Source organism: Streptomyces sp. NPDC050528, from assembly GCF_044457795.1.
In the GTDB taxonomy this organism is placed as follows: domain Bacteria; phylum Actinomycetota; class Actinomycetes; order Streptomycetales; family Streptomycetaceae; genus Streptomyces.
Genome location: NZ_JBITHH010000005.1, coordinates 265,096 through 291,497, shown reverse-complemented (window position 1 = coordinate 291,497; position 26,402 = coordinate 265,096). Strand labels below are relative to the sequence as shown.

Below are 26,402 nucleotides of genomic sequence, written 5' to 3'. Positions count from 1 at the left end.
TGCATGGTGGATTTCATGGACATGGAGATGGACATGGACTCCACGGACCGCCGTAAGAACTCCACGGACCGGCGTACGGAGAACCTGCTGGCCGCCCTGGTCACCGCGCTGGGCGACGCGCAGCGGGCGGCGAGCGAGAGCGCGTCCGGACAGAGCGGGGCCACTCCGGCCGCTCTCACCTACCTGTTGCAGGAGCCCGGTGCGGGCCTGGACCGGATCGCCGGCCCGCTCGGGCTGACCCAGTCCGCCGCGACCCGGCTGGTGGACCGGCTGGAGCGCGACGGCAAGGCGCGACGGGAGCCGGGTGCCAACGGCCGGAAGGTGTCCATCGTCCTCACCCCGGAGGGGACCCGGGAGGCCGAGGCGCTGCTGGAGCTGCGGAGCGGCCTCATGAGCGACGCGATGTCCGTGCTCCGGCCGCACGAACGGACCGTACTGACCGGTCTCCTGGAACGGATGCTGGCCCATCTGACGACCGACGCCGATCACGGACAGCGCATCTGCCGCATGTGTTCCCTGGACGACTGCCCCAAGCGGTCGTGCCCGGTCGACATTGCGGCCGTCGCCCGGACGAAAGGACCGTCATGAACAGGAGCTTCCGGCTGCGGCAGACCCGCAGCACCTTACAACTCGGCGCCGTGATCGGGCTGTTGCTCGTCACGGCGGTCTGGGGTGCCACGTTCCTGGTCGTCAAGGACGCGACCGTGGGCACGCCCGTCTTCTCCTTCCTGACCTGGCGGTTCGCGATCGCCGCGGTGGTGATGCTCGCCATCCGTCCCTCGGTCGTCCGCCGACTCGACCGCGGCACGGTGGGGCGCGGAGCGGGGGCCGGTTTCCTGCTGGGGATGGCGTACATCCTGCAGACCCTGGGCCTGCAGCACACCTCGGCGGCCGTCAGCGGATTCCTCACCGGCCTCTTCGTCGTCCTCACCCCGGTGCTGGCCCGGCTGCTGTTCCGCCAGCACCTCTCACCGCTCGCGTGGGCGGCGGCCCTGACCGCGACCGCCGGCCTGGCGCTCATCACGCTCAACGGCGTCTCGTTCGGCTCGGGGGAGGCGCTCACCCTGCTGTGCGCGGCCTGCTTCGCGCTGCATCTCCTGGCCCTGGGCCGCTGGTCCCCGGGCCGCGACGCCTACGCCCTCACCGTGGTCCAACTGGCCACCGCCTCGGTGATGTGCCTGATCGGCACCCTCCCGCGCGGCCCGCGCCTCCCGGAGAGCGGCAGCGCGTGGACGGCGGTGCTCATCACGGCGGTGCTGGCCTCGGCCTTCGCCTACATGGTGCAGACATGGGCCCAGAAGCAGGTGACGGCGACTCGGACCGCGGTGATCCTCACCATGGAACCGGTCTTCGCGGGCCTGTTCGCGGTACTCGCCGGCGGCGAACGCCTCACGGCCTCGACGCTTGTCGGCGGCGCCCTCGTGGTCGCGGCGATGTTCCTGGTGGAGGTCCCGGGAACGAAGTCCGGCACACAGGACCCCGAACAGCGAACGCGGGGAGCCGGAGACACGGGGACCGCCGTCGCCTCCTCACCGAACCGGAGCCGTATGACCGGCGCGACGCGCTCGTCATGATCTGCCGCAGGCGGCAAGTGACGCTGTGCATACGGCCATCGCGATGAGGTCGGCGATGTAACGCGTTGTGCCCTCGGCAGGATTCGAACCTGCGACACCGGCTTTAGGAGAGCCGTGCTCTATCCCCTGAGCTACGAAGGCGGCTGGTCAGTGACGGTGCCCCGGCCCCCGCACCGATGCTTGGGCGGACAACGCGGCATACCGACTACTGGCCAAGGACAGGGTAGCGGATGTGGGCGGACGCGGGTTGCGGGGATGGGGGTACGGGGGTGGGGCGTACGGGGGCGCTGATCGGTCGAGGGTGCACAGGGGCCGATCGGCCGCGGGGTGTCGAGCAGGACGGCCACGTGGTCGGCGGCGCGGGCCAGGCGGTCGTAGACGCGCTCGCAGCCCGCCGTCCGGTCCCGCCGCGGGTTCTTCATCGGTTTCAGCGGGGTGGCCAAGGTGTCGCACGGCCGAGGCCCAGGGCCGCCGCCGTCGTCGGTCTGTGGCGCAGCGCCGCGCTGAACCGGACCGGGTTCTCCACCAGGCGCAGGCTCGCCCAGGCCAGGCGCAGGGCGGCCGCGCACAGCCCGAGGTCCAGCTGGAGCCCGGCGGGGTGGCCGGGTCCGTACGGCGGTGATCCGCCGGGGCGTCGGGCCGGCGGTCGTGGGCGTGTGCGTCATGCCTGGAACTGTCCGTAGGGCAGGGGGAGTTCGAGTGACCCGCACCATACCTCTCCCGGAAGTCGGGGGCGTGGTCATGATGTGACGCGGGTCACCGCAGCGCGGTCCCGGCGGCGGACAGGGAAGGGTGTGGAGAACTCACTGCGTGCCCGTGTGCGAGCCGGGGAACCGGACGCGTTCAGGCACCTCTTCGACGAGCACGCTGCCGTGGTCCACCGGCATGCCGTCCGGATGACCGGCAACTGGGGCACGGCCGACGACATCGTGTCGCTGACCTTCCTGGAGGCGTGGCGGCTGCGCGAGCGCGTGCTTCCCGGTGACGACAGCCTGCGCCCGTGGCTGCTGGGGATCGCGACCAACGTCACGCGCAACACCGCCCGGGCGGCGCGCAGACACCAGGCCGCGCTCAGCAGGATTCCGCCGCCCGACCCCGTGCCGGACTTCGCCGACGAGGTGACCCGGCGCCTGGCCGACAGCGAGGAACTGGCCGCCGCGCAACGGGCGTTGAGCACGATGCGGCGCGGCGAGCGCGAGGTGTTCACGCTCTGCGTGTGGGAGGGCCTGGACGCCGCCACGGCCGCCGAGGCCCTGGGCGTGGCCGTCGGCACCGTACGGGCCCGGCTCTCGCGCGCGAGAAAGCGCCTGCGCAAGCTCACCGAACTCGAACTCCGGCGCGAGAACGGCACGTTGAGGAACAGCGAAGTGCAACGCCCGGCCGCGGTCGGACAGTCACCGGGTAGCCGCCACCAGGCGGCTCGGTCCACGCAGGAGACGAAGCGATGAACACCGACCCGCTACGACGCGATCAGCCGCTCGATCACCACGAGTTGGCCGAGTTGCTGCCCGCGCCGGGCCGTCCGGTGCTCGCTCAGGACCGCCACCGCGTACTGAGGGAACACCTGATGCAGCACATCACCCGCGAGCACGAGACCAGCCACGAGCGGTCCGTCACGACGACTACGACGACCACCTCACGTCCGTCCGCCGTCCGCCGGCGCCTCGTTCTCGTCGCCGCGCCGCTGGCCCTGGCCGCCGTCGTGGGCCTGGGCGTGGTCGCGGTCGGCAGCGCGCAGGGCGGCAGGCACGGTACGACCGCCTCGAGCGTCACCGTTGGCGACCAGCGGAAGGCCACGCGACTGCTGGACCGGATCGCCCTGGCGGCGGCCGACCGCCCGGTGGTCTCGGCCCGCGACGACCAGTACATCTACACCAAGTCCCAAGGTTCGGCAGCCGAGTTGGGCGTCGACTTCAGCAGTGCCGATGAACTCGCCCGGCACAAGGGGACGTTCACGCCGAAGTCCTACAACGGGGCCGTCCGGCAGGAGCAGTGGAACTCCGTGGACGGCAAGCGGGACGGTCTGCGCAAGGGCGTGGCGGTCGCCGACCCCTCCCAGAAGATGACCATGGACATGAAGGGAACCGGATACCTGACCTTCCGCCAGCTCCAGGCCCTGCCCACCGATCCCGACGCACTGCTGAAGAAGTTCTCCGGGGACGCCGGGAACGTAACGGCGGCCCGCCGCACGGAAGTTGTGGTCGAGAACCTCGGCGCGATCATCGACGAGGCCACCCTGCTCCCCGACCTCAGCGCCGCGATCTACCGTGCCACCGCCAAGCTCCCGGGGGTGACCGTCGTCGACCACGTCAAGGATGCGGCGGGTCGGGAGGGCGTGGGCCTCACGTTCAAGGGTGCCCCGAAGGGCTACGCCTGGGTCTTCGACGCGTCGAGCCTCGTCTACCTCGGCACAACCGACGCCGCCCTCCTGGGAGTTGGCGTCACGGACAAGACGGGCGAGGTGCCGGTCGGCTCGTCCTGAGTGAGCTGCCCGGGCCCCGGGTCAGGCCGCCGACACCCTGGTGAAGCGGCCCGCCACCCGTAGGTCCGCCTCGATCGCGCCCGCCGTCGCCGTCAGCTCGGGCAGCACGTCCCGGACGTACTCCGCGACCGTGCGGCCGGTCACATGGGTCGCCGTGTTCAGCGCGGCCACCACCCGGCCCGTACGGTCGCGGACCGGTACGGCGATCGAGCGCAGCCCCGCCTCCAACTCCTCGTCGACCAGGGCGTATCCCTGCGTACGGACCGTCTCCAGCGCCGCGGCCAGCGCCGCCGGGTCGGTCAGCGTGCGCGGGGTCAGGGGGCGCAACTCGTGCTCCCTCGGCGGCGCGTCGGCCAGCAGCACCCGGCCCAGTGCCGTCGCGTACGCCGGGAACCGTGTGCCCACCGCGATGTTCACGCTCATCACCCGGCTCGTCGCGACCCGGGCCGTGTACTGGATCTCGTCGCCGACGAGGATCGCGAGGGACGCCGACTCGTGGATGCGGGCGGCGAGGGCGGTGAGGTGGGGGAGCGCCAGCTCGGGCAGGGTCGTACGGGAGAGGGGCGGGAAGCCGAGGGACAGCACCCGGGGTGTGAGGGCGAAACGGTGGTCGCCCGACGGGGTCACCAGCCCCAGGTGTTCGTAGGTGATCAACGCCCTCCGGGCTGTCGCCCGCGCCAACCCCGTCGCCTGGGCGACCTCCGTGAGGGTCAGTTCGGCGCGGCCCTCCCCGAACGCCGTCAGGACCGTCAGCCCCCGGGCCAGGGACTCGACGAACTCCCGGCCCAGTTCCTGCTTGGACGCGCCCGTCCAGGTCGCGAGGCCCGTGGGGGAGGCGGCCGGCGGTTCGGCGTCCGGGGCCTCGCGCAGGTCGTTCTCCATCGCCCGCACCGCCGAACGCAGCCTGGGCAGAAGGGAGTTACGCAGGTCGTCCGCCGTGTGCCGGCTCGTATGGCTCACGACGCTGGCCACGCACGCGATCCCGCCGGTCCGGGGATCGCGCACCGGCACGGACACCGCCACCAACCCCGGTTCGATCAGCTGGTCGTCCAACGCCCAGCCGTCCTGGCCCACTTGTGCGGTCCAGCGCTCGAAGTCCGGCCCGGGAGACGGCCGTTGGGGAACGGCCGGAAACCCCATGTCCTCCGGATCGGCGGCCCGCCGCTCCCGCCAGCGCCGCCACTCCAGGTCGGTCCACTCCGTCGCGAACAGCGGTCCCGGCGCGGTGCGTTCGGCCGGGAGCAGGTCGCCGATGCGGAAGCTGAGGGACATCGCGCGGCGGCGGGTGGCCTGGTGGATGAACCGGATACCGTCCCGGTCGCCCACCGCCAACGACACCGACTCGTCCAACTCGTCGGCCAGGGCGTCCGCACGGGCGTCGAGGAGAGCGGGCAGACGCAGCGCGGCCAGATAGGCGTTGCCCAGCTCCATGACCCGAGGTGTGAGAACCGCGTCCCGCCCGTCGAGACGGACGTACCCCATACGAGCGAGCGTCGCGGTGATCCGGTCGACGGTGGACCGCGCGAGCCCGGTGGCCCGCTCCAGCCCGCTGAGGCTCAACACCCCACCCGCCTCGGTCAGTTGCCGCAGGACGGCGACCCCCCGGATCAACGGCGCGACCGCCTCGGCGGGCACGGCGGCGCTGCGGTCGTCCATCGTGATCTCTGCGGGCATCGATTCTCCGGTACGGCGGTCTCGGCAGCCCTACGGTAAGCCCGCGCCCCGCACGGCTACCGCCTCCGTGTCACCGTCACCCGATAGTCCCCCGCCGCATCCGCCCCCGTCACCGCGACCCGGATCCCCCGCGTCGGGTCGTCGAAGGTCTCGCCCGCCGTGAACGGGGCGTCCGACAGCTCGGCGTGGACATTGGGGCTGCGGGTGCAGCCCCCGCTGTTCCGGTGGGCGTCGTAGACCTTTACCGGGCCCATTCCCGTGTCGACGTCCGCCTCGACCTTGTAGATGAGGACGCCCGGGCGGCACACCGCCTCGTCGTTGCCCTCGCGGGTGCGCAGTTCCAGGGCGTAGCCCGTGCGGCGGGTGAGGGGTACGAAGATCAGGCGGGTGCCGTCGGTACCGGGGCGTTCCAGGGGGGTCAGGGTGTACTCCGAAGTGCCCCTGGTCATCGCGCAGTTGACCTGGGCCGGGTCCAGCCAGCCGAGTTTCCACTTGTGCCAGCCGAGGAAGTCGTTGTTGGCGCCCCAGTCCTCGCTCATGATGTCCCAGTGGCCGACCGCGCCTCCGCCCTCCTGGGTGTAGAGGTCGGGCAGGCCGAAGACATGGCCGTTCTCGTGGGGGAGGACGCGGTAGCCGGTCTGGGAGTAGGAGCCGGAGCCGTCGTCCTGGCGGGAGTACACGAACGAGGCGTTGGAGACCGGGACGCCGTCGGCCACCGGGGCCTCCGTGTTGCCCGCGAACGTCACCGACAGGACCGTGTCCAGGGCGGAGGGGCCCGCGTTCGGGGTGACCAGGACGTTCAGGAGGTCGTACTGCCGGAAGTCCACCGTCGGATCGGCCGCGGCCACGATGTCCTGGACGAGCTGCCGGTACCCGGGGTCGAAGGGCGCGCCGCGCTCTATGCCGTAGGACTTGAAGGGCTTGGGCATGCGGAGCCAGTGGTCGACCGGGGTCTCGGGGCGGTAGTCGAGGCGGCCGTAGGAGCTGGTGGCGAACCACTCCTGGGTCTTGGGGAAGAACTCGCGGTACCGGTCCATCGCGCTGCCCTGGCCGGGGGCGTCGGAGAAGTCGACCATCAGGGTCAGGGCGTGGACCGTGCCGGTGGAGCGGGAGTAGCCGCCGGGGGTGGGGATGCCCTCGGACATCTGGATGTCGACGGGGCCGTTGATCATGCAGGGGCCGAGTGCGGAGGTACGGGCGAGCGCGACCGGGCCCGCCGCCGTCATGGCGCCCGGGGTGAGGTGTCCGGTACCGGCCGAGGTGCTGACCGCGAGGGTCAGGACGGTCACGGACGCGAGGGCGGCCACGCGGCGCGGGCGTATCCGACGGCTGGGCTGCATGCAGGGACCCTTCGCGCCAACGGCAGCCACCGGTCTCGGGCTGCACCCTTTCGATCACCCTGTGTCGTGAGGTGCGAGGGCGCGCGCTGGAGGAGACCGACCGTGTGTTTCTCGCTGGTAGGGGGCCGAATGGGCAGCCCCGCGAGGGCGCCGGACGGAGATCCAAACCGGGATCCCGGCGATTGTGACTCAGGTCACATCAGAACAATCGCGGAGGTGGAAATAACCGGGGAGCGTCTCCCCGTTTAGCCATGTGTCCGAGCGAAACGGGGATTCGGTCCCCGGATCGCCTCAGCAGTCCAAGACCTTCAGGAGCACGCCGTGACGACCGCGACCCCCGTACAGCGAAAGGTGACCCGGCCGCGCGCCGACGCTTTGCGCAACCGGGAGCGGATCGTCACCGCCGCCCGCGAGATGTTCGTCGAGTTCGGCCCGGATGTGCCGCTCGACGAGATCGCCCGCCGGGCCGGCGTCGGCAACGCCACGCTCTACCGCAACTTCCCGGACCGTGACGCCCTCGTCCGCGAGGTCGTCGTCTCGGTCATGGACCGTACGGCGGAGGCCGCGGAGCAGGCGCTCGACGAGAGCGGCGACGCCTTCGCCGCGCTGGAGCGCTTCGTGCACGTCTCCGCCGACGAGCGGATCAGCGCGCTGTGCCCGATGATCTCCAGCACCTTCGACCAGTTCCACCCGGACCTGGAGGCCGCGCGCAAGCGGGTCGAGGAGCTCATCGACGAGGTCATGGAACGGGCCAGGAGGGCCGGGCAGCTCCGGTCCGACGTGGGAGTCGGCGATCTGATGGTCGCCGTGGCCCAGCTCAGCCGGCCGCCGGCCGGCACGGGTTGCCTGAGCGCCGACCGCTTCGTACACCGACACCTGCAGCTGTTCCTGGACGGACTCCGGGCCCCGGCCCGCTCGGTCCTGCCCGGCACGGCCGCGACCATGGAGGATCTCCGGCAGCCCTGATCGATTAGTCCTCACCGATTAGTTCAGCGCTTCACCTCAGTCCCAACTCCGATACCAAGCTCCCGGCAGGCGCCGACGAACCGGCGACAAGCCGTCCCCGAAGACACCATTTTTCCGTCACGAAGTCCCGAAGTGGGTACCGCCATGTCTGAAACAGCTCGAAGCGCCCCAGGCGCTCTCGACAAGGCCTCCGAGGCCGCCGAGCACGAAGCCCATTCCAACCGCTGGAAGGCGCTCGCGTTCATCGCGCTCGCCCAGCTGATGGTCGTGCTGGACGCGACCATCGTGAACATCGCCCTCCCGTCGGCCCAGACCGACCTGGGCATCTCCGACGGCAACCGGCAGTGGGTCGTTACGGCCTACGCCCTCGCTTTCGGTGGACTCCTCCTCTTCGGCGGCCGTATAGCCGACCTCTGGGGCCGCAAGCGCGCCTTCGTCGTCGGTCTGACCGGCTTCGCCGCCGCGTCCGCGCTCGGCGGTGTCGCCACCACCGGCGCGATGATGTTCGGCGCCCGTGCCCTCCAGGGCGCGTTCGGTGCCCTGCTCGCGCCCGCCGCGCTCTCCCTGCTCGCCGTGATGTTCACGGACGCCAAGGAGCGTGCCAAGGCGTTCGGCATCTACGGCGCGATCGCCGGTGGCGGCGGCGCCGTCGGCTTCATCCTCGGCGGTGTGCTGACCGAGTACCTCGACTGGCGCTGGACGTTCTTCGTGAACATCCCGTTCGCGATCGTCGCCGCGCTCGGCGCGTACTTCGTCATCCGCGAGCCGGCCGGCGGCCGCAACCGCAACCCGCTCGACATCCCCGGCGTGCTCCTGTCGACCCTCGGCCTGGTCTCGCTCGTCTACGGCTTCACCCGCGCCGAGTCCAACGGCTGGGGCGACTCCTCCACCATCGCGCTCTTCATCGCTTCCGCGGTCCTGCTGGTCTCGTTCGTGATCGTCGAGTCCAGGGTCAAGGCCCCGCTGCTGCCCCTGCGCGTGATCACCGACCGCAACCGCGGCGGTATCTACCTCTCGCTCGGCATCGCCATCATCGCGATGTTCGGCACGTTCCTGTTCCTCACCTACTACCTCCAGGTCGTGAAGGGCTTCTCGCCGATCAAGACCGGCTTCGCCTTCATGCCGATGATCGTCGGCATGATGGTCGGCTCGACCCAGATCGGCACCCGCCTGATGACCCGCCTGCCGGCCCGTCTGCTGATGGGCCCCGGCTTCCTGGTCGCCGCGGTCGGCATGCTCCTGATGACGCAGCTGGAGATCGGCTCGTCGTACGCCTCGATCATCCTGCCCGCGATGCTGCTGCTCGGTCTCGGCATGGGTACGGCGTTCATGCCGGCCATGTCCCTGGCCACCCTGGGCGTCGAGCCCCGGGACGCGGGTGTCGCCTCCGCGATGGTCAACACCTCGCAGCAGGTGGGCGGCGCGATCGGTACGGCCCTGCTGAACACGATCGCCGCGTCCGCGACGACCGCGTACATCAAGGACCACATCGCCGGTGCGGGCAGCTCCAAGACCCAGCAGCAGCTCGTCGCGCTGCAGGGCCAGGTGCACGGCTACACCAACGCCATCTGGTTCGCCGTCGGCATGCTGGTGACGGCCGCGGTGATCGTCGGGGTCCTCGTCAACGCCGGCAAGCAGGGTTCCGACCCGGTCGCCTCCGGTGACGACGTCGAGGACGACTTCAAGATCCCGGTCGTCGCCCACTGACGGCGCCCGGCCCGGTCGTACCCCCTTCGCACCATCCGTGCCTACGGGGAAGGGGACGCCCCGTAGGCACGACTCCCAGGAACTGCCCTGGTTCTCGCCTGAGTTGAGCGGCTCAGCGGAGCCAGGGCAGATCCGCGCCCGCTTCGTTCGGCTGAAGTCCCTCGGCGACGATCTCCATGATCTCGCCGAGGGACTTCTGCTGTTCCGGGGTGAGCCGCTCGAACAGCGCCTGCCGTACGGCGGTCACATGGCCCGGCGCGGTCCGGCTGAGCACGCCGTAGCCCTCGTCGGTCAGCACCGCGAACTGGCCGCGCTTGTCGGAGGGACAGTCCTCGCGGCGCACCCACCCGTTCTTCTCCAGGCGCGCGATCGCGTGCGAGAGGCGGGAGCGGGTGATCTTCGCGTTCATGGCCAGCTCGGTCATCCGCAGCCGGCGGTCCGGGTGCTCGGCGAGCTGCACGAGCAGGCCGTAGTAGATGTGCGGCATGCCCGCGTCACGCTGCAGCTGGCGGTCCAGATGGTCCTCCAGGAGGGTGCTGGCGTGCATGTAGAAGCGCCAGACGTGCTGCTCCTCGGTGGTGAGCCAGCGGGGTTCGTCAGCGGGGGCCACTTCTTCAGCGAGTGCGGGTGCGGATGCCGTGTTCATGCGCTCCACTGTACGAGAGCGCTCCTTGAAGGTTAAACAAATGGGGCGTAAGCTCTCGCACAGGAAGTTTGAGAGTTCAAGCATCGAGTTCGATCAAGGTTCGACCCTGGGGAGTGACCGTCATGTCCACCGCCGCACCGGAGCGCATGCCCGCCCTGTATCTCAGCCACGGCGCCCCGCCCCTCGCGGACGACCCGATCTGGCCCGGCGAACTCGCCGCCTGGTCCGCCGACCTCCCCCGCCCCAAGGCGATCCTCATGGTCTCCGCCCACTGGGAGGAGGCCCCCCTCGCCCTCGGCGCGGTCGACCCCGTCCCCCTGGTCTACGACTTCTGGGGCTTCCCCGAGCACTACTACCAGGTCCGCTACGACGCTCCGGGCGCCCCCGAACTCGCCGAGTCCGTACGGAAGTTGCTGCGCGCCCCGGGCATCCCCGTCCAGGACGTCCCCGACCGCGGCCTCGACCACGGGGCGTACGTCCCGCTCGTCGAGATGTTCCCGGCCGCCGACATCCCGGTCCTCCAGGTGTCGATGCCGACCCTCGACCCGGCCAAGCTGATGGACATCGGCCGCAAGCTCGCCCCGCTGCGCGACGAGGGCGTCCTGATCGTCGGCTCCGGCTTCTTCACCCACAACCTCGCCGCGCTGCGCCACACCGGCGGGGGAGTGCCCACCTGGTCCTCCGAGTTCGACGACTGGGGCAGGCGGGCACTGGAGTCCCGCGACTGGGACGGCCTGCTGGACTTCCTCCACAAGGCACCGGCCGGACGCTACGCCCATCCCCGCACCGAGCACTTCGCCCCGCTGTTCGTCGCCATGGGCGCGGCGGAGGCGGCCGGCGAGCTGGACGCGCGGGAGTCGGTGAACCCGTCCGTGATCGACGGGTTCTGGATGGGGATGGCGAAGCGGTCGGTGCAGTTCGGCTGAGCCCGCGACAAGAGGCCCTTCCCTTCGGGAAGGGCTACAACTCCTTCTCATACCAGGCGACATCCCAGTAGCGGCCGAACTTGCGGCCCACCTCCCCGTAGGTGCCGACGTGCCGGAACCCGAAGCGTTCATGCAGCCGCGTGGACGCTTCGTTGGGCTGTGCGATGCCCGCGTACGCCCGGTGCACGTCCTCGTCCGCCAGGGCGGCGAACAGGGCCTTGTAGAGCAGCGTTCCGATACCGCGCCCGCCGGCGTCGGGGGCGAGGTAGATCGTGACCTCGACGGAGGTCGAGTAGGCCGGCTTCGCCCGGTAAGGGCTGGATGTGGCGTAGCCGAGGATTCGCTGTGAGTTTCCTTGGAAGGTCCCGTCCACGGCAACCTTCAGCCGGTATGGACCGTCTTCAGGGTGGGAGAGCAGCCAAGGACGGCGCTCCTCCGGTGTGAAGGGAGCGGTGTCGAAGGTGATCGTGGTCTCGCGTACGTAGTGGTTGTAGATGTCGGTGAGGGCATCGAGGTCGCTCTCGACTCCTGGCCTGACCTGCACCTCTGTACGTTCCGACGGCATCGGACCTCCCTTGTGGCCGGACAGGGTACTGCAAGATCAGAAAAATAGGGGAGTGGGTCGGGAATTCTGTCCGGATTCCAGTCGTTGTTTCCATCAGATGCAGGGCACACGAGAAGAGTCACGAAGAGAGTGCCCGAGCATCCGACGAACACCTGCTGACCCACCATCGCAAGGGAGCACGCATGGCAACCCGTGCCGTCGCCCGTCGTAAGTCCGCCTCCGGCGAGACCTCCGGCGTGGCACGCAGTGTTCGCGCCCATGGCGGCGAGATCGCCGACCGCGACCTGGTCGGCATGTATCTCGACGAAATCGCGCGCACACCGCTGCTCGACGCCGCCAAGGAAGTCGAGCTTTCGCAGACCATCGAAGCGGGCGTGTTCGCGCGCCAGGTCCTCGACGGCGAGGAGAAGTCCCAGGCGGACGCCACCCACGCCGAGCTGGAGGCCCTGGTCGCCGAAGGGGAGCGTGCCAAGGACGTCTTCATCCGGTCGAACCTCCGTCTGGTCGTGGCCGTGGCCCGCCGTTACCCCCGTAGCGGTCTGCCCCTCCTCGACCTGATCCAGGAGGGGAACGCGGGCCTGGTGCGCGCGGTCGAGAAGTTCGACTACCGCAAGGGCTTCAAGTTCTCGACGTACGCGACCTGGTGGATCCGCCAGGCCATCACCCGCTCCATCGCCGACCAGTCCCGGACCATCCGCCTCCCCGTCCACCTCGTGGAGGAGCTGGGCCGGATCCGCCGAGTGCAGCGCGAGTTCAACCGCAAGAACGGGCGGGAGCCCGAACACGCGGAGATCGCGGCCGAGTTGGACACGACTCCGGAGCGCGTGACCAACGTCCTGGACTGGGCCCGTGACCCGGTCTCGCTGAACATGTCGGTGGACGACGACGGAGACACGCAGTTCGGTGACCTCCTGGAGGACACCTCGGCGGTCTCGCCCGAGCAGTCCGTCATGACCCTGCTGCGCAGCGAGGAACTGGACGACCTGATCGGCCGCCTCGACCAGCGCACGGCCTCCATCATCAAGATGCGGTACGGCATGGAGGACGGCAGGGAGCGCACGCTCACCGAGGTCGGCAAGGAGCACGGGCTGACCCGCGAGCGGATCCGCCAGATCGAGAAGCACGCGCTTCTCGAACTGAAGAAGCTGGCGAGCCAGACCGGGTTCGACGCGGCGGCGTAAGCGGTCGTGAGCGCGGCGGGAGCGGTCGTGCGCGTGGCGGGAGTTGTGCCGGGGGCGTGAGCCCTCGGCCTCCGGCCCGGTGGATCCGGACCCCGGGGCGTACTGCCAACCGGGTGCGCGACGGACCGCGTACGCCGGGTGGCGGAAGGCCGCGCGAACATGGCTGTGTAACGCCGCTTCAACGTGTTGGGCCCTGGGAACAAGACTTCAGGGCCCAGGAGTTCGGGTCCGGGGCCACGCCCCGAGCCCCCCTGAGCCAAGTCCCGACGCAATCCCCCCCGGCGCCGGGACTCTCCCGAACCGGGCTTCGGCGCCTATCCCCCCAGGCGCCGGGGCCCGGTTCTTTTTTGCCGAGGGGTGCCGAGGGATGCCGCGGGGTGCGGACGGCACCTGCACGCTGGGACGGCGGGGCACCCCGTACCTGAACCCCGGGGTGGCCCGCCGAATGGCAGATTGTGCCACAGCGGCATAGCCTGCCGATGTGAGCAGCCCCACCCCAGCACCGGATTCCAACCCCGCACCGGATTCCAATCCCGTACCGAAAACCAACCCCGCGCCGGACTCCCGCCCCGCGTCCCCCGCCTCCCCCTCCGCCCCGCTCTCGCTGACCGAGCGGCGCAAGGCCGAGACCCGGATGGTGATCGCCAGGGCGGCGGCTGGACTCTTCGTGAAACACGGGCTGCGGGCGACCCGCGCCGAGGACATCGCCCAGAGCGCCGGCATCGCGCCCCGCACCTTCTACCGCTACTTCGCCACCAAGGAAGAGGCCGTCGCCCCGCTCTACGCGGCCGGCGCCCAGCGCTGGGCGGAGGCGGTCCGCGCGGCCCCGGCGGCACTGTCGGTGCCGGAGGCTCTGGAACACGGGCTACGCCACACGCTGACCCCGGGGGTGGGCGTCTCCATCAACTCCTGGACCTGGGTGCGCACGTTGATCGGCATGGCCGAATCCAGCCCCGCCCTGCGCCGGGTGTGGGCGGAGGTCTGCCAGGCCGCGGAACGCACCCTCGGCGAGATCCTGTTGGAACGCCTCACCAAGGGCGGCGACGGCACCGACCCCGCCCCGGCTCCCTCCCCGCCCTCCCCCGAGCTCCGCTTCGCCGCCGCCGTGGCAAGTGCCGCCGTACGCACGGCCGTTGAGGGCTGGGCGGCCGAAGAGGCGCAAGGGAGTCCGGCGGCGGGACCGACGGAACTGGCGCTGCGGAACCTGCGGGCGCTACGGGACTTCCCCTGGGGGGAGTTGGAGCCGAGTACGTGAGGCGACCGGTGAACGCCCTTCACGCACGCGGCTCCAGAGGCGCACCCCGTGACTCGCCCCCGCCGCCCGCCCGGCTCAACCGTTCCCCCAACTCCCGCACACACCGCACCAGTTCATCCGGCCCCTCCACCGCGAACTCGCATCCGAGCATGGCCAGCCGTACGGCCAGCCAGTCCACCGCGTCGCCGGTCGTGGCGCGCAGCCGGCAGCTGTGCTCGTCGAGCGGTTCCGGGGTGCCGAGCCAGGTCGGGATCCGGGCCGCGACGACCTCGGCTGGGGCGGCGAAGGTGACGGCGTACTCGTACGTCTCCTGGCGCCGGTGCATGGACTGCCGCAGATACTCCGCCGCGCTTCCCGTGGGCAGCTCGCGCGGGGTGAACCGGGCCCCGGTCGCGAAGGGTTGGCTCACCCGGTCGACCCGGAACGTCCGCCAGTCCTCGCGGTCGAGGTCGTAGGCGACGAGGTACCAGCGGCGGCCGGTCGAGACGAGACGGTACGGCTCCGTCAGGCGGCGGGACTCGGTGCCGTCCTTGGCGCGGTAGGCGAAGCGCAGGCGCTCCCGGCCGGCGACCGTCGAGGCCATCACGGTCAGCGTCTCGGGGGCGATGCTCGCGCCGTCGCCGCTGGTCAGCGGGGTGGTGGCGGCCTGGAGGGTGGCGACCCGGTGCCGTAGCCGCGAGGGCAGTACCTGTTCCAGCTTCGCCAGGGCCCGTACGGACGCCTCGTCCACGCCCTCCAGCGCGTGTCCGGCGCCCGCGCGCAGGCCGACCGCGATCGCCACCGCCTCCTCGTCGTCCAGCACCAGCGGGGGCATCGCCTTGCCCGCGACGAGCCGGTAGCCGCCGTCGGAGCCCAGCGTCGCCTGCACGGGGTAGCCCAGTTCGCGGAGTCGGTCGATGTCCCGGCGGACCGTGCGCCGGGAGACCCCGAGCCGGTCGGCCAGCTCGCCGCCGGGCCACTCGCGGGGCGTCTGGAGGAGGGAGAGGAGCTGGAGGAGCCGGGCCGGGGTGTCCGTCGTCATGAGTTCGAGGATGCCGTAGAACTAGGACACGATCTGACCTAATAGGGTCATAGCTTCGAGCCATGACCTCCACCGAAACCCTTGTGGACAGCCCAGCCTCCGAGGCCCCCGCGGCCTCCGTGGCCGACGCGGGTGACCGGCGTCGCTGGTTCGCCCTCGCGATCGTGATGACCGCGGCCTTCATGGACCTCGTCGACGTCACGATCGTCAATGTCGCGATCCCGTCGATCCAGCGGGACGCGGGCGCCTCGTTCAGCCAGATTCAATGGATAACGGCCGGTTACGCGCTCGCCTTCGCCGCCGGGCTGATCACCGGCGGGCGGCTGGGTGACATCCACGGCCGCAAGCGGCTGTTCCTCGTCGGGATCGGCGGCTTCACGCTCGCCTCCGCGCTGTGCGGCTTCGCCGCGAACCCGGAGATGCTGGTCGCCTCGCGCATCCTCCAGGGTGGGATGGCGGCGATGATGGTGCCGCAGGTGCTGTCGATCGTGCACGCGACCTTCCCGGCGCACGAGCGGGGCAAGGTGTTCGGGCTGTTCGGTGCGATCGTCGGGCTCGGGGCTGTCTCCGGTCCGCTGCTCGGCGCGCTGCTCACCGAGTGGAATCTGTTCGGGCTGGAGTGGCGGCCGATCTTCCTGATCAACCTGCCGGTGGGAATCGCCGGCCTGATCCTCGGCAGTCGCTTCATCACCGAGTCCAAGGCTCCGCGCGCCCTGAAGCTGGACCTCGTCGGCGTCGGCCTGGTCACCCTCGGCCTGCTGATGCTGCTCTATCCGCTCACCCGGGGCGACGAACTGGGCTGGCCCGCCTGGGGGTTCGTGTCGATGTCCGGTTCGATCGGGGTCTTCTCCGCGCTGGTGGCGTACGAGCGGCGGAAGGCGGCGCGGGACGGTTCGCCGCTCGTCGAGCTGTCGTTGTTCGAGGTGAAGAGCTTCGCGGCGGGCATCGCCGTCCAGACCGTCTTCGGCATCGGGCTCGGCATCTTCTTCCTGGTCTGGACGCTGTACATGCAGATCGGGCTGGGCTGGAGCCCGCTGCGGGCGGGGCTGACCGGGGTGCCGTTCTCGATCGCGGTCTCGGTGGCGGCCGGGATGTCCGTGCAGAAGCTGGTGCCGCGGCTGGGTGGACGCAATGTGCTCCAGACCGGCGCGCTGGTGATGGTCGTGGGCGTGCTGCTGTACCTGTGGGAGGCCGACCGGTACCAACTGGCCATCGCCTCCTGGCAGATGGCGCTTCCGCTGGTCGTGATGGGCGCCGGTATGGGCCTGATCTTCGCTCCGCTGACCGACACGATCCTGTCCGAAGTGCCGCGCGAGCACGCGGGTTCGGCGTCCGGGCTCATCAACACCGTTCAGCAGATGGGCAATGCGCTGGGGCTCGGGCTGGTGTCGGTGGTCTTCTTCGGCTCGATCGGCGACCGGCTGACCCCGGCGGAGGTGGGGCCGGCGTTCGTCAACGCCTTCCAGAACGCGCTGGGTTGGGTGGCCGCGGTGATGGGCGCGATCTTCCTGCTGATGTTCGCGCTGCCGGGGAAGGCGGCGGGGGAGGCGGCGGGTCGGGCGGCCAAGGAGGCGGCGCCGAGCGGGAGTTGACGCCCCCACCGCCCCACGAGATGTCGTACGACAGCGCCCCGCCCCGAGGCAGTACGGGGGCGGGGCGCTCGACGCAAACCGTCGGGTGATGGCGTACGCCGGTGCGCGGGGGGAGGCGTACGCCGGGCGGTTCGGCGGCGCACTGCGGGCCGAACGCCGTAGTACGTACCCGAATGATCTGTTCTGTGCGGAACACGCCGACTTCGGGTGTCTCGTGTGCCCAACTGGCCTGTGCCGTAAGAAAACTGACAGTACGTAAGGTGAAGGTGGGGCGCTCGGCCGGGCGTGTGCGGCGAGGGTGCCGGCGCGGTGCCGAGAGCGGTGGCCTTATTCATTAGTCGACGTTTACGATGTGCGGCGGCGAACTCTTGATTTCCGTTCAGGATTCCGCTTGCCGGCCGCGCTCACCGCATTCCCTGTCGTCCTGGATTGCCTCGCGAGAATTAATTACTCCGGCGGCCGCCGGTTAATCGAGCGGACCGGAGTGACGCGCTCCGCCGGTTTTGCCGGGCGGGCTTCTGTTTGGTGGACGCGCCGGCCTGGCGGGCTCATGTTGGCGGAATCTGTTTACTCCTGATCGATGGCAATCATTTGATAACGCTGTCATGTACCCGTGAGCGGGCTGAGCGCCTTGTTCTCGCCTGGATAAAGGGGACAAAGAACGCGGCCCGTCAAGGCGTCCCGACGGCCTGTGTGGAGAGGTGTGCTGTCGGTGACAATCCCCACGGTAGGGGGTTTCGCCTGGCCATCCGGTGTCGGGGGCCCATTGTCGGCAGACGGGGAGTGACCCAAACGGCGTCCGTGGTGTTTACTGGGCACCGGTCTGATCCTTGGTGGGTCCGGACCATTTCGGGAGGTCTCAGGGGTGGTGCCCTGGGGCCTCTCGTTTTTGCCGTCGGTTTGTGCGGACGTCATATCTCGGCTACCCGGGAAGGGTCCGGTCGCACGCCTGGGGAGGGTGCGAATGGTCGGGCGGCCGCGATAGGGGCGTAGGTAAAGGGCAATTTCTTTCCCCTCCGAATTACCCGTGATCTTCTGTAATAAAGCCCCACAGGCAGGGGTTCCCGAAACGATCTACATTCTCGGCGCGCGCCATCGAAAACACGACTGGCTCTTGGCTCATGGCGAGGGGTACGGTCTATCCCGCGCACTCTTTCCACCCGCTTCCACCCGCCGGGCCCCACCAGCCGGGCGGTGCCGTACCTCCCGGAACGTTCCGGACCCACCACCGGAACCTCGCTGACCAGCGGGGTTCCCCTGTGTAACCGCCAAGAGGATTGGACTGGATGAGCACCGTCAACGACGACGGCGGATTCCCGCTGTCGCGCCGCGGCTCCCGCGGCACCCTGCTCGTGACACATCGTCACCACCGCGCGTTCCAGGGCGTGTACGCCGGTTCACGCGCCGTCACGGCCGCCGGAGCGGGGGAGTGAGCGTGCCCTCGACCGCCGACACCAACCGGCCGACCGACCTTCTCATGGGCCACGAGAACAAGCCGGCGGGCAGCTTCCTGCGGCGCCTGTCGGCCGAGGAGTGGCGCTTTCTGCTGGAGGACGACCTGCGGGGCCGCAGCTTCGGCCAGGACGAGTACCTGCCGATGGAGCCGGACGACCGGAACGTCTACATGATCTGGGACGGCGTCGTGCGGCAGGACCGCTTCCCGCTCGGCGACTGGGACGGCGCCCCCGCCGTCACCCGGTTCCGGGGCGGCGGCCAGCTGGTCGGCGAGGCCAAGCTCATCACCCCCGACTCCGCCGTCCGCACCCGGTGCCTGACCAGGACCGTGGTCATCCCCTGCCGCGCGCGCCGCTTCAACGTCCTGCTGAGCAACCGGCCCAAGATCAAGGCCGCCCTCCTGCGCAGCCTCGAAGACCGCAACCGCAGCGACGAACTCGTCTACACCCTGACCACCCGGCCGCCCCTGGAGCGCACCAGCACCCTCCTGGCGCATCTCGCCGACACCGCGGGTTCCCCCGACCCCCGGGCGGGCTCCACCACCATCACCATCACGGGCCCGGGCCAGAAGGACATCGCGGCCGCGCTCCAACTCGCCGTATCCACAACGGAGAACGCGCTCCGCACCCTGCGCTACCACGGGATCGTCGAGGCCCGGTACCGCAAGTTCCTGGTCCATGACGTCGACGCGCTGCGCCACCTCGCCGCCGCGGCCTGACCCCGCCCGGCGCACCGTTCACCCTCCCCGCTCGCGCTTCATCCCGAACGGATCACCGCATGATGATCAGCACCCTTCTGGTGTCCGCCGGTTCCGCCCTCGTCGCGTCGCTCGTCACCGCGCTGACCTACCGGCACCAAAGGCAGGTCTTCGCCTGGACGAAGAAGATCCGCCGCAAGGACGAGACGAACACCGACTACGACAAGCCCGTCGCGTGGCTCGCCGACCTCTACGCGGCGCAGTGCGGCCTCGCCCAAAAGCCTTGTGTCGCCGAGGACTTCAAGGACATCGCCACGATCGGCAAGATGCTCGCGGGCATAGCCGACCACACCCCGGGCGTCCGGTTCGAGCTGACGAGGGTCGTCGAGGGCGTGCGCGGTTACGTCGCCACCGCGCTGCCCGCGCAGGGCCCGGCCGTACGCGTCGGCCTCCCGGAGCACCGCGCCCGGCTCGAACAGGCGATGCGCCAGGAGGCCGCCCGCGACGAGCTGGCGCACGCCATCCTCGCGGCCGAGCAGCGGATCAAGGACCTGCGCCACAACTGACCCCACACCGAGGCCTCTCCACCAAGCTCCTCCACTGGGCCTCTCCACCAAGCCCCTCCGCCAAGCCGCTCCCCGAAGACACCGCAAGGTGCCCCCGAAAAAGATCCCCTCTGCCCGTTCATGTCCACCCCATGCCCGAACCTGTTTACTTTCCGGAAATCCGGGCGTAGCCTCCGAGCGAAACCACAAGTTCGGGCACAGGTCGGAGGTGAACGGACATGTACGCACCGGAGCGGCAGCAGGAGATCCTCCGGCTGGCCCGTGACGGCGGCCGGGTGGACGTCGTATCGCTGGCCGAGGAGTTCCAGGTCACGGCGGAGACGATCCGCCGCGACCTGAAGGCCCTCGACCGTGCGGGACTCGTCCGCCGGGTGCACGGCGGTGCCATACCCGCCGGGCGGCTCGACTTCGAGCCGGACCTCGCCGAGCGCGAGTCGACGGCGGCCGACGAGAAGGACCGGATCGCCAAGGCGGCCCTCGCCGAGCTGCCCATGCAGGGCACGGTGATCCTCGACGCCGGTACGACGGTGGCCCGCCTCGCGGGCATCGTCCCGCTGGAGGCCGAGCTCACCGTCGTCACGCACTCGCTGCCCATCGCGGCCCGCCTCGCGGACCACCCGGGCATGCAGCTCCACCTCGTCGGGGGGCGCGTGCGGCACCGTACGCGCGCCGCCGTGGACGCCTGGGCGCTGCGGGCCTACGGCGAGATCCGCGCCGACGTCGTGTTCGTCGCGGCCAACGGCTTCTCCGCCGGGCACGGCCTGACCACCCCCGACCTCGCCGAGGCCGCGGTCAAGCGCGCGGCGATGACCGCCGCCCGCCGCGTGGTGCTGCTCGCCGACTCCGCCAAGCACGGCCAGGAGCACTTCGCCCGCTTCGGCGCCCTGAGCGACGTGGACCTGCTGATCACCGACACCGGGCTGAGCCCTGAAGACGCCACCGCCATGGAGCGCGGCGGCATGGAAGTAGTGCGCGCATGATCCTCACCGTCACCCCGAACCCCTCCCTCGACCGCACCTACGAGGTCCCCTCCCTCGACCGCGGCGAGGTCATACGGGCCACCGGCGAGCGCATGGACCCGGGCGGCAAGGGCGTCAACGTCTCCCGAGCGGTCGCTGCCGCGGGCCGCCGTACGGTCGCCGTCCTGCCGTTGGGCGGTGCTCCCGGCGCGCTGGTCGCGGACCTGCTCGACGCACAGGGCATCGAGGTCGCGCCGGTCCCGGTCGCCGGGGCCACCCGCTCGAACATCGCGCTGGCCGAGGCGGACGGCGTCCTCACGAAGATCAACGCCCCCGGGCCCGAACTGACCGCCGCCGAACAGGAGTTGCTCCTGGAGACGGTCAGGCAGCAGTCCCGTGACGCCGACTGGATCGCCTGCTGCGGCAGCCTCCCGCGCGGCCTCGCGCCGTCCTGGTACGCCGAGTTGGTCGCCCGCGCACACGCAGCCGGCGTCCGGATCGCGCTCGACACCTCCGGCCCCGCGCTCATCGAGGCCCTGCGCGAACGCCCCGACGTCGTCAAGCCCAACGCCGAGGAACTCGCGGAGGCCGTCTCCCGCCCCCTCGCCACCGTCGGCGACGCGGTCAAGGCGGCTGAAGAACTACGGGAGTTGGGCGCGGGTGCCGTCCTCGCCAGTCTCGGTGCCGACGGGCAGTTGCTCGTGGACGGCTCCGGTGCCTGGTTCGGCAGCGCGCGCGTCGACGTCGTACGCAGCAATGTCGGTGCGGGGGACTCCTCGCTGGCCGGCTTCCTGATCGCCGGCGGCCACGGCCCGGAGGCCCTGGCCTCGGCGGTCGCCCACGGCGCCGCCGCCGTCCAGCTCCCCGGCAGCGTGATGCCCACCCCGGCCGACCTGGACCCGGCCGCGGTCACGGTCACGGCGGACGTCCCGGTGGACCGCGTCCTGACGGAGCCGGTGACATGAGCGCGCTCATGGTCGCTACGACCGCCCACCCCCGCTCCCTGTTAACGGCCGCCCCCTTCCGGCAGTCCCGTAGTACCCCCGTCCCCGTCCCCACCCCCGCCCACGGCAGTCCCCGGGCGATACGCGTGCGAAGGAGCCCGCGATGAGCGAGATGATCACCGCGGACCTGGTCGACCTCGACCTGTCCGCCGATACCAAAGAGGCGGCGGCACGTGCCCTCGCCGAGCGCATGGTCGCCCAGGGCCGGGTCACCGACCTGGAGGGCTTCCTCGCCGACGTGGCCGCCCGCGAGGCGCAGATGCCGACCGGCCTGGACGGCGGCATCGGCATCCCGCACTGCCGCAGCGAGTACGTCACCGAGCCGTCGCTCGCCTTCGGGCGCAGCGCCGAGGGCGTCGACTTCGGCGCCCCCGACGGCCCCGCGGACCTGATCTTCCTGATCGCCGCGCCCGCCGGTGCCGACGACGCCCACCTGACGATCCTCTCCGCGCTGGCCCGCCAGCTCATGAACGCCGAGTTCACCTCCGCGCTGCGTGCGGTGGGCGACGCGGAGAGCGCGGCGGCGCTGATCCGCGGGGACGAGACCCCGGCGGCGAGCACCTCCGAAGACTCCGTGGCGACGTCGGCGGCGGCCTCCGCCGACGCCGCCACGGACAGCACCACGCCCGCGCCCGACGCCGACGCGGAGCCGTTCCGTATCGTCGCCGTCACCTCCTGCCCCACCGGCATCGCGCACACCTACATGGCGGCCGAGGCGCTGGAGAACGCGGGCCGGGACGCCGGTGTCGAACTCGTCGTGGAGCCGCAGGGCTCGGCCGGTTTCACCCGGCTCGACCCGGCGGTGATCGCGGCGGCGGACGCCGTGATCTTCGCCCACGACGTGCCCGTACGGGAGAAGGAGCGCTTCGCCGGCAAGCCGACCGTCGACGTCGGCGTGAAGGCGGGCATCAACCGTCCCGCCGAGCTGATCACCGAGGTCCGCGGCAAGGCGGAGCGCGGCGAGGTCACCGGCGGATCCGCGCCGACCCCGGTCGAACGCGGCGGCGAGGCGGGCGAGGGCTACGGCTCCAAGCTCCGCAAGTGGCTGATGTCCGGCGTCAGTTACATGGTCCCGTTCGTCGCGGCGGGCGGTCTGCTGATCGCCCTCGGCTTCGCGATCGGCGGCTACGAGATCAAGTCCGCGCCCTCGGTCATGGACCACTTCGTGTGGACGCAGACCGACAGCTGGGCCGCGCTGATGTTCCAGATCGGCGCCGTCGCCTTCGGCTTCCTGGTCCCGGTCCTGGCGGGTTACATCGCCTACGGCATGGCGGACCGGCCGGGTCTGGTGCCCGGCTTCGTCGGCGGCATGATCGCCTCCACCATCAACGCGGGCTTCCTCGGCGGTCTCGCCGCCGGTCTGATCGCCGGTGGTGTGGTGCTGGCGATCCAGAAGGTGAAGATCCCCAAGGCGGTGCGCGGGATCATGCCGGTGGTGGTGATCCCGCTGATCTCCACGGCGATCGTCGGGTTCCTGATGTTCGTGGTCATCGGCAAACCGATCGCCTCCGCCCAGAAGGGCATGACCGACTGGCTCAACGGCCTCAGCGGCTCGAACGCCATCCTGCTGGGCGCCCTGCTCGGCCTGATGATGTGCTTCGACCTCGGCGGCCCGGTCAACAAGGTCGCGTACACCTTCGCCACGGCCGGTATCGCGGTGTCGAACCCCAGTGACTCGGCGATGAAGATCATGGCCGCGGTGATGGCGGCCGGCATGGTCCCGCCGCTGGCGATGGCCCTGGCGACGACCGTGCGCGGCAAGCTCTTCACCGAGACCGAGCGCGAGAACGGCAAGGCCGCCTGGGTTCTGGGCGCGTCCTTCATCTCCGAGGGCGCGATCCCGTTCGCGGCGGCCGACCCGCTGCGGGTCATCCCGTCCGCGATGGTGGGCGGCGCGATCACCGGTTCCCTGTCGATGGCGTTCGGCGCGACCCTGCGGGCCCCGCACGGCGGCATCTTCGTGGTCCCGCTGATCGGCCACGCGTTCCTCTACCTGATCGCCATCGCGGTCGGCATGTGCGTCAGCGCGGCCCTGGTCGTCGTACTGAAGGGCATGCGCAAGTCGCCTGCCGGCAGTGTGGCCCCCGGAGCACCGGAGGACATATCCGCTCCTACGGCGGACAAGAAGCAGCCGGTCGCCGTCTAGCCGCGATTCGGCCTCCGTCCGGCCTCTGTCTGGGCTCTTTTGGGCCGCTGTGAGGTGTTCACGGCAACTGCGAGATACGTCACGGTCCGGGACCACGGTCCCGGACCGTGGTGTCTACTGGAACGCATGCCTGAGCACGTCTCGATCCTCCAGCTGACCGGTGTGGCCGTTCTCGCCCTGGCGACCGTCGCCTGGGTGTTCGGCCTGACGCGCCTCCTGCGCCGCTCCCTCGTCGAGCCCACCGCCTGGCACGCGGCCCACCCGCTCCACGGCCTTCCGCCCCAGCGCGACACCCCTCCGCACCTGGAGTCCGTCGAACTGACCCCGGCGGAGCGGGACGCTTTCGCGGGTCTGGTACGACAGCTCAGCGACGGGCGTTGAGCGGCTCGGCTCGGGGCTGTTGAGGAACTCGGGGCTGTCAAGAAACCTGCGCGGCCCGGCGTTCCATCGCGTCCCGGGCCGCGTCCTCGCTGACGTACACCTCGCACATGTGACGGCCGTCCGGCGTCGCCGTGTGCTCGACCTCCCACAGGGAGATCTCCGCGCCGTCCTGCAGCAGGAACGCGTGCTCGTAGAGCGAGAAGCACACCGCGGCGCGGCCCGCTCGGAACGGGCGGCCGAAGGCCTGCGTGATCTGGTGCGCGAACGCCGTCTCCAACAGCGCGGCCGTCTCGGCGTCCGGCCGGTCCGCGTTCTCCGCCCGGCGCAATAAACGGCGCGCGTGGTCCGCGGAGTCGTCCGCCAGATAGGTGTGCCGGGGCTCCGGGAACGGCGCCAGGTGCACCATCACCGGCAGGTCGAAGTCCGGGGTCTCCGGTGTGTCCGGCGGCAGCGGCAGCCGCGCGGTCGCGACGCGCAGCTCCTCCTCGTCGACGTACACCTCGTGCTGGGTGTCCTTGCCCAGCACGGTGTTGTGGACGAGCTCCCACAGAGTGAGCGCCGAACCGTCGGCGAGCAGCCACGTGTGCCGGTACGTCTCCCGGTGCAGGCCGGCGCTGTGGTGCGCCGAGTGCAGCGAACTGTCGTGCGCCAGCGCGCAGTCGAGACGCCCTATCGTCTCGTCCGGCAGCTCGAAGGAGTTCAGGGCACGGCCGAGGAGTCGCGCGAGATGCTCTTGCGGAGACTCGGGCGACTCGGGTTGTTCGTACGCTGCCGTGTCGTACGGAACGCTCAAGGCTTCTCCCGGCGTTGCTGCATGTCACCTTGTGGGTGCATACCGTAGCCCCTCGGTCGGACATCATTCCTGTGAACCGAGAAAACGTGTGCCGGGAAAACGCGCGGGCCGCGCGAGATGTTCCCGCGCGGCCCGAAGTTCCGTCAAAACCCGCCGGTCAGGCGGCACTTCCGGCGGTCCACTCGCTCCACGCCATGTTCCAGCCGTTGAGCCCGTTGTCCGGGGCCACCGTCTTGTCGGGGGAGTTCTTCACGATCACGACGTCCCCGATGAGCGAGTTGTCGTAGAACCAGGCGGCGTTCGTGGCGCCCTGCGCGCCCTGGACGTCCGCGAGCCCGACACAGCCGTGGCTGGTGCCCGTCTGGCCGAAGGGCGGATTCGACTTGTTGTACCAGTAGTTGCCGTGGATGAACGTCCCCGACGAGGTCAGGCGCATCGCGTGCGGCACGTCCGGGATGTCGTACTCCCCGCCCAGACCGACCGTCTGGCTGTTCATCCGGGTCTGGGTGAACTTCTCGGAGATCACCATCTGCCCGTTGTACGTGGTGTGTTCGGGGCTGCCGGAGGAGATCGGCAGCGACTTGAGCGTCTGGCCGTCGCGTACGACCGTCATCGTCTGCGTGTTCACGTCGACCGTGGAGACCTGGGAGCGGCCGATGGTGAAGCTCACGGTCTTCTTCTGCACGCCGTAGACGCCGTTCGCGCCCTGCACGCCGTCCAGGTCGATCTTCATCGTGACCTTGGAACCGGCCTTCCAGTAGTCCTGCGGCCGGAAGTCGAGCCGCTGCGCCCCGAACCAGTGCCCCACGACCTGCTGCCCGCTGCTCGACGTGACCGTGATGTGCGACTGCACGGCCTTCTTGTCGCTGATCACCTTGTCGAAGTTGAACGACACCGGCATCCCGACACCGACCGTCGTCCCGTTGTCCGGGGTGTACGTCCCGATGAAGCTGTTGCTCGAAGTGACCGTGGTGAAGATGGAGTTGGCGGCGGCGGTCTTGCCGCTGGAGTCCTTCGCGGTCGCCGATATCTGGTACTTGGTGCCGCGCTCCAACTGCTCCTTCGGCTTCCAGCTCGTGCCGTTCGCGGCGATCGCGCCGTCCACGGCCTCCCCCGAACCGGAGACCGTCATCTTCACGTCGGTCAGCGTGCCGCCGCTGACCTGTACGCCGGTGGAGTTGATGGACGCGTTCGTCGCGCCGTCCTTGGCGGAGATGGTGATCTTCGCGGTGGACGTCTTCGCGGTCGTGCCGCCGCCGGCCTTGCCGTCGGTGTTGGCGTCCGCGCTGGCGTTGCCGCCGCACGCGCTGAGGGTGAGGGTGCCGACCACCAGGGCGGCGATGGCCCCCAGTACGCGCCGCGCTGCTATGTCCGGCGTTGTCACGGGCTGCTCCAGGTTCGTGTGGTGTACGAGATGCGTGTTGCGTGTGCGTGATCCGCTGCGATGCGTGGACAAAGAGGGGGCGCGTGGC

The 26,402-nt window shown here is 70.4% G+C and carries 24 protein-coding genes and 1 tRNA gene; 17 read left to right on the top strand and 8 right to left on the bottom strand.

The window, feature by feature from the left end; genetic code table 11:
• Window positions 1–3 precede the first annotated feature (3 nt).
• Window positions 4–588 carry a MarR family winged helix-turn-helix transcriptional regulator gene (locus ACIBK4_RS19560; protein ID WP_398996004.1) on the top strand — a complete coding sequence of 195 codons (585 nt, stop codon included), beginning with the start codon at window positions 4–6 and terminating at the stop codon, window positions 586–588.
• Window positions 585–1,574 (top strand): DMT family transporter, encoded by a 990-nt coding sequence (locus ACIBK4_RS19555; RefSeq protein WP_398996003.1) that lies wholly within the window; start codon window positions 585–587, stop codon window positions 1,572–1,574. Before ACIBK4_RS19560 ends, ACIBK4_RS19555 begins: the two co-directional genes overlap by 4 nt.
• Before the next feature lie 68 nt (window positions 1,575–1,642).
• Here ACIBK4_RS19555 and ACIBK4_RS19550 read toward each other — a convergent pair.
• Window positions 1,643–1,715: transfer RNA gene (locus tag ACIBK4_RS19550), tRNA-Arg, on the bottom strand.
• Between the two features lie 653 nt (window positions 1,716–2,368).
• Here ACIBK4_RS19550 and ACIBK4_RS19545 point away from each other — a divergent pair.
• Window positions 2,369–3,022, top strand: coding sequence for an RNA polymerase sigma factor (locus ACIBK4_RS19545; protein WP_398996002.1), 654 nt, complete (start codon window positions 2,369–2,371; stop codon window positions 3,020–3,022).
• A complete protein-coding gene (locus ACIBK4_RS19540) occupies window positions 3,019–4,056 on the top strand; it encodes a CU044_5270 family protein (protein WP_398996001.1) in 1,038 nt (345 codons plus the stop codon). Before ACIBK4_RS19545 ends, ACIBK4_RS19540 begins: the two co-directional genes overlap by 4 nt.
• Window positions 4,057–4,077: 21 nt before the next feature.
• On the opposite strand, the gene ACIBK4_RS19535 is transcribed toward ACIBK4_RS19540, so the two are convergent.
• Together ACIBK4_RS19535 and ACIBK4_RS19530 are read right to left on the bottom strand one after the other, a co-directional pair.
• Window positions 4,078–5,730 carry an IclR family transcriptional regulator C-terminal domain-containing protein gene (locus ACIBK4_RS19535; protein ID WP_398996000.1) on the bottom strand — a complete coding sequence of 551 codons (1,653 nt, stop codon included), beginning with the start codon at window positions 5,728–5,730 and terminating at the stop codon, window positions 4,078–4,080.
• Between the two features lie 56 nt (window positions 5,731–5,786).
• On the bottom strand, window positions 5,787–7,070 hold the full coding sequence (locus tag ACIBK4_RS19530; RefSeq protein ID WP_398995999.1) for a M6 family metalloprotease domain-containing protein: 1,284 nt from the start codon (window positions 7,068–7,070) through the stop codon (window positions 5,787–5,789).
• Between the two features lie 321 nt (window positions 7,071–7,391).
• Here ACIBK4_RS19530 and ACIBK4_RS19525 point away from each other — a divergent pair, with 321 nt between their 5' ends.
• Window positions 7,392–8,036: a TetR/AcrR family transcriptional regulator gene (locus ACIBK4_RS19525; protein WP_398995998.1), complete on the top strand. Its 645-nt coding sequence runs from the start codon at window positions 7,392–7,394 to the stop codon at window positions 8,034–8,036.
• Between the two features lie 144 nt (window positions 8,037–8,180).
• On the top strand, window positions 8,181–9,743 hold the full coding sequence (locus ACIBK4_RS19520) for an MFS transporter (protein WP_398995997.1): 1,563 nt from the start codon (window positions 8,181–8,183) through the stop codon (window positions 9,741–9,743).
• A gap of 112 nt (window positions 9,744–9,855) precedes the next feature.
• On the opposite strand, the gene ACIBK4_RS19515 is transcribed toward ACIBK4_RS19520, so the two are convergent.
• The gene (locus ACIBK4_RS19515) at window positions 9,856–10,389 is read right to left on the bottom strand and encodes a MarR family winged helix-turn-helix transcriptional regulator (RefSeq protein WP_398995996.1); all 534 of its coding nucleotides are present in this window, start codon (window positions 10,387–10,389) and stop codon (window positions 9,856–9,858) included.
• A 122-nt stretch (window positions 10,390–10,511) separates the two neighbouring features.
• On the opposite strand from ACIBK4_RS19515, the gene ACIBK4_RS19510 reads away from it, so the two are divergent.
• The gene (locus tag ACIBK4_RS19510; protein WP_033285688.1) at window positions 10,512–11,315 is read left to right on the top strand and encodes a class III extradiol ring-cleavage dioxygenase; all 804 of its coding nucleotides are present in this window, start codon (window positions 10,512–10,514) and stop codon (window positions 11,313–11,315) included.
• A 34-nt stretch (window positions 11,316–11,349) separates the two neighbouring features.
• Here the strand turns inward: ACIBK4_RS19510 and ACIBK4_RS19505 are convergent, their stop codons facing one another.
• A complete protein-coding gene (locus ACIBK4_RS19505) occupies window positions 11,350–11,880 on the bottom strand; it encodes a GNAT family N-acetyltransferase (protein ID WP_398995995.1) in 531 nt (176 codons plus the stop codon).
• A gap of 182 nt (window positions 11,881–12,062) precedes the next feature.
• Between ACIBK4_RS19505 and ACIBK4_RS19500 the strand changes: the two genes are divergently transcribed.
• On the top strand, window positions 12,063–13,061 hold the full coding sequence (locus ACIBK4_RS19500; protein ID WP_366436754.1) for a sigma-70 family RNA polymerase sigma factor: 999 nt from the start codon (window positions 12,063–12,065) through the stop codon (window positions 13,059–13,061).
• 634 nt (window positions 13,062–13,695) lie between these two features.
• Window positions 13,696–14,316, top strand: coding sequence for a TetR/AcrR family transcriptional regulator (locus tag ACIBK4_RS19495; RefSeq protein ID WP_398996439.1), 621 nt, complete (start codon window positions 13,696–13,698; stop codon window positions 14,314–14,316).
• Window positions 14,317–14,335: 19 nt separating this feature from the next.
• On the opposite strand, the gene ACIBK4_RS19490 is transcribed toward ACIBK4_RS19495, so the two are convergent.
• Entirely contained in the window at window positions 14,336–15,337 is a 1,002-nt protein-coding gene (locus tag ACIBK4_RS19490; RefSeq protein WP_398995994.1) for a helix-turn-helix transcriptional regulator, read from the bottom strand.
• A 62-nt stretch (window positions 15,338–15,399) separates the two neighbouring features.
• Between ACIBK4_RS19490 and ACIBK4_RS19485 the strand changes: the two genes are divergently transcribed.
• The 8 genes from ACIBK4_RS19485 (at window position 15,400) to ACIBK4_RS19450 (ending at window position 24,137) form a co-directional block, all read left to right on the top strand.
• Window positions 15,400–16,929 (top strand): MFS transporter, encoded by a 1,530-nt coding sequence (locus ACIBK4_RS19485; RefSeq protein ID WP_398995993.1) that lies wholly within the window; start codon window positions 15,400–15,402, stop codon window positions 16,927–16,929.
• Between the two features lie 1,286 nt (window positions 16,930–18,215).
• Window positions 18,216–18,362, top strand: coding sequence for a hypothetical protein (locus tag ACIBK4_RS19480; RefSeq protein ID WP_366436757.1), 147 nt, complete (start codon window positions 18,216–18,218; stop codon window positions 18,360–18,362).
• Between the two features lie 2 nt (window positions 18,363–18,364).
• A complete protein-coding gene (locus ACIBK4_RS19475; protein ID WP_398995992.1) occupies window positions 18,365–19,102 on the top strand; it encodes a Crp/Fnr family transcriptional regulator in 738 nt (245 codons plus the stop codon).
• Window positions 19,103–19,161: 59 nt separating this feature from the next.
• Window positions 19,162–19,647, top strand: a complete 486-nt coding sequence (locus ACIBK4_RS19470) for a hypothetical protein (RefSeq protein ID WP_398995991.1) — start codon at window positions 19,162–19,164, stop codon at window positions 19,645–19,647.
• Between the two features lie 218 nt (window positions 19,648–19,865).
• A complete protein-coding gene (locus ACIBK4_RS19465) occupies window positions 19,866–20,627 on the top strand; it encodes a DeoR/GlpR family DNA-binding transcription regulator (RefSeq protein ID WP_398995990.1) in 762 nt (253 codons plus the stop codon).
• Window positions 20,624–21,571, top strand: coding sequence for a 1-phosphofructokinase (gene pfkB / locus ACIBK4_RS19460; protein WP_398995989.1), 948 nt, complete (start codon window positions 20,624–20,626; stop codon window positions 21,569–21,571). The genes ACIBK4_RS19465 and pfkB overlap by 4 nt, the downstream gene beginning before the upstream one ends.
• A gap of 142 nt (window positions 21,572–21,713) precedes the next feature.
• Complete coding sequence (locus ACIBK4_RS19455) at window positions 21,714–23,756, top strand: fructose-specific PTS transporter subunit EIIC (protein WP_398995988.1); 2,043 nt, start codon at window positions 21,714–21,716, stop codon at window positions 23,754–23,756.
• A gap of 126 nt (window positions 23,757–23,882) precedes the next feature.
• Window positions 23,883–24,137, top strand: a complete 255-nt coding sequence (locus tag ACIBK4_RS19450) for a hypothetical protein (RefSeq protein WP_398995987.1) — start codon at window positions 23,883–23,885, stop codon at window positions 24,135–24,137.
• 37 nt (window positions 24,138–24,174) lie between these two features.
• Here the strand turns inward: ACIBK4_RS19450 and ACIBK4_RS19445 are convergent, their stop codons facing one another.
• Both ACIBK4_RS19445 and ACIBK4_RS19440 read right to left on the bottom strand, forming a co-directional pair.
• Window positions 24,175–24,930 carry a DUF6227 family protein gene (locus ACIBK4_RS19445; RefSeq protein WP_398995986.1) on the bottom strand — a complete coding sequence of 252 codons (756 nt, stop codon included), beginning with the start codon at window positions 24,928–24,930 and terminating at the stop codon, window positions 24,175–24,177.
• Window positions 24,931–25,087: 157 nt separating this feature from the next.
• Window positions 25,088–26,314, bottom strand: a complete 1,227-nt coding sequence (locus ACIBK4_RS19440) for an Ig-like domain-containing protein (RefSeq protein ID WP_398995985.1) — start codon at window positions 26,312–26,314, stop codon at window positions 25,088–25,090.
• Window positions 26,315–26,402 lie beyond the last annotated feature (88 nt).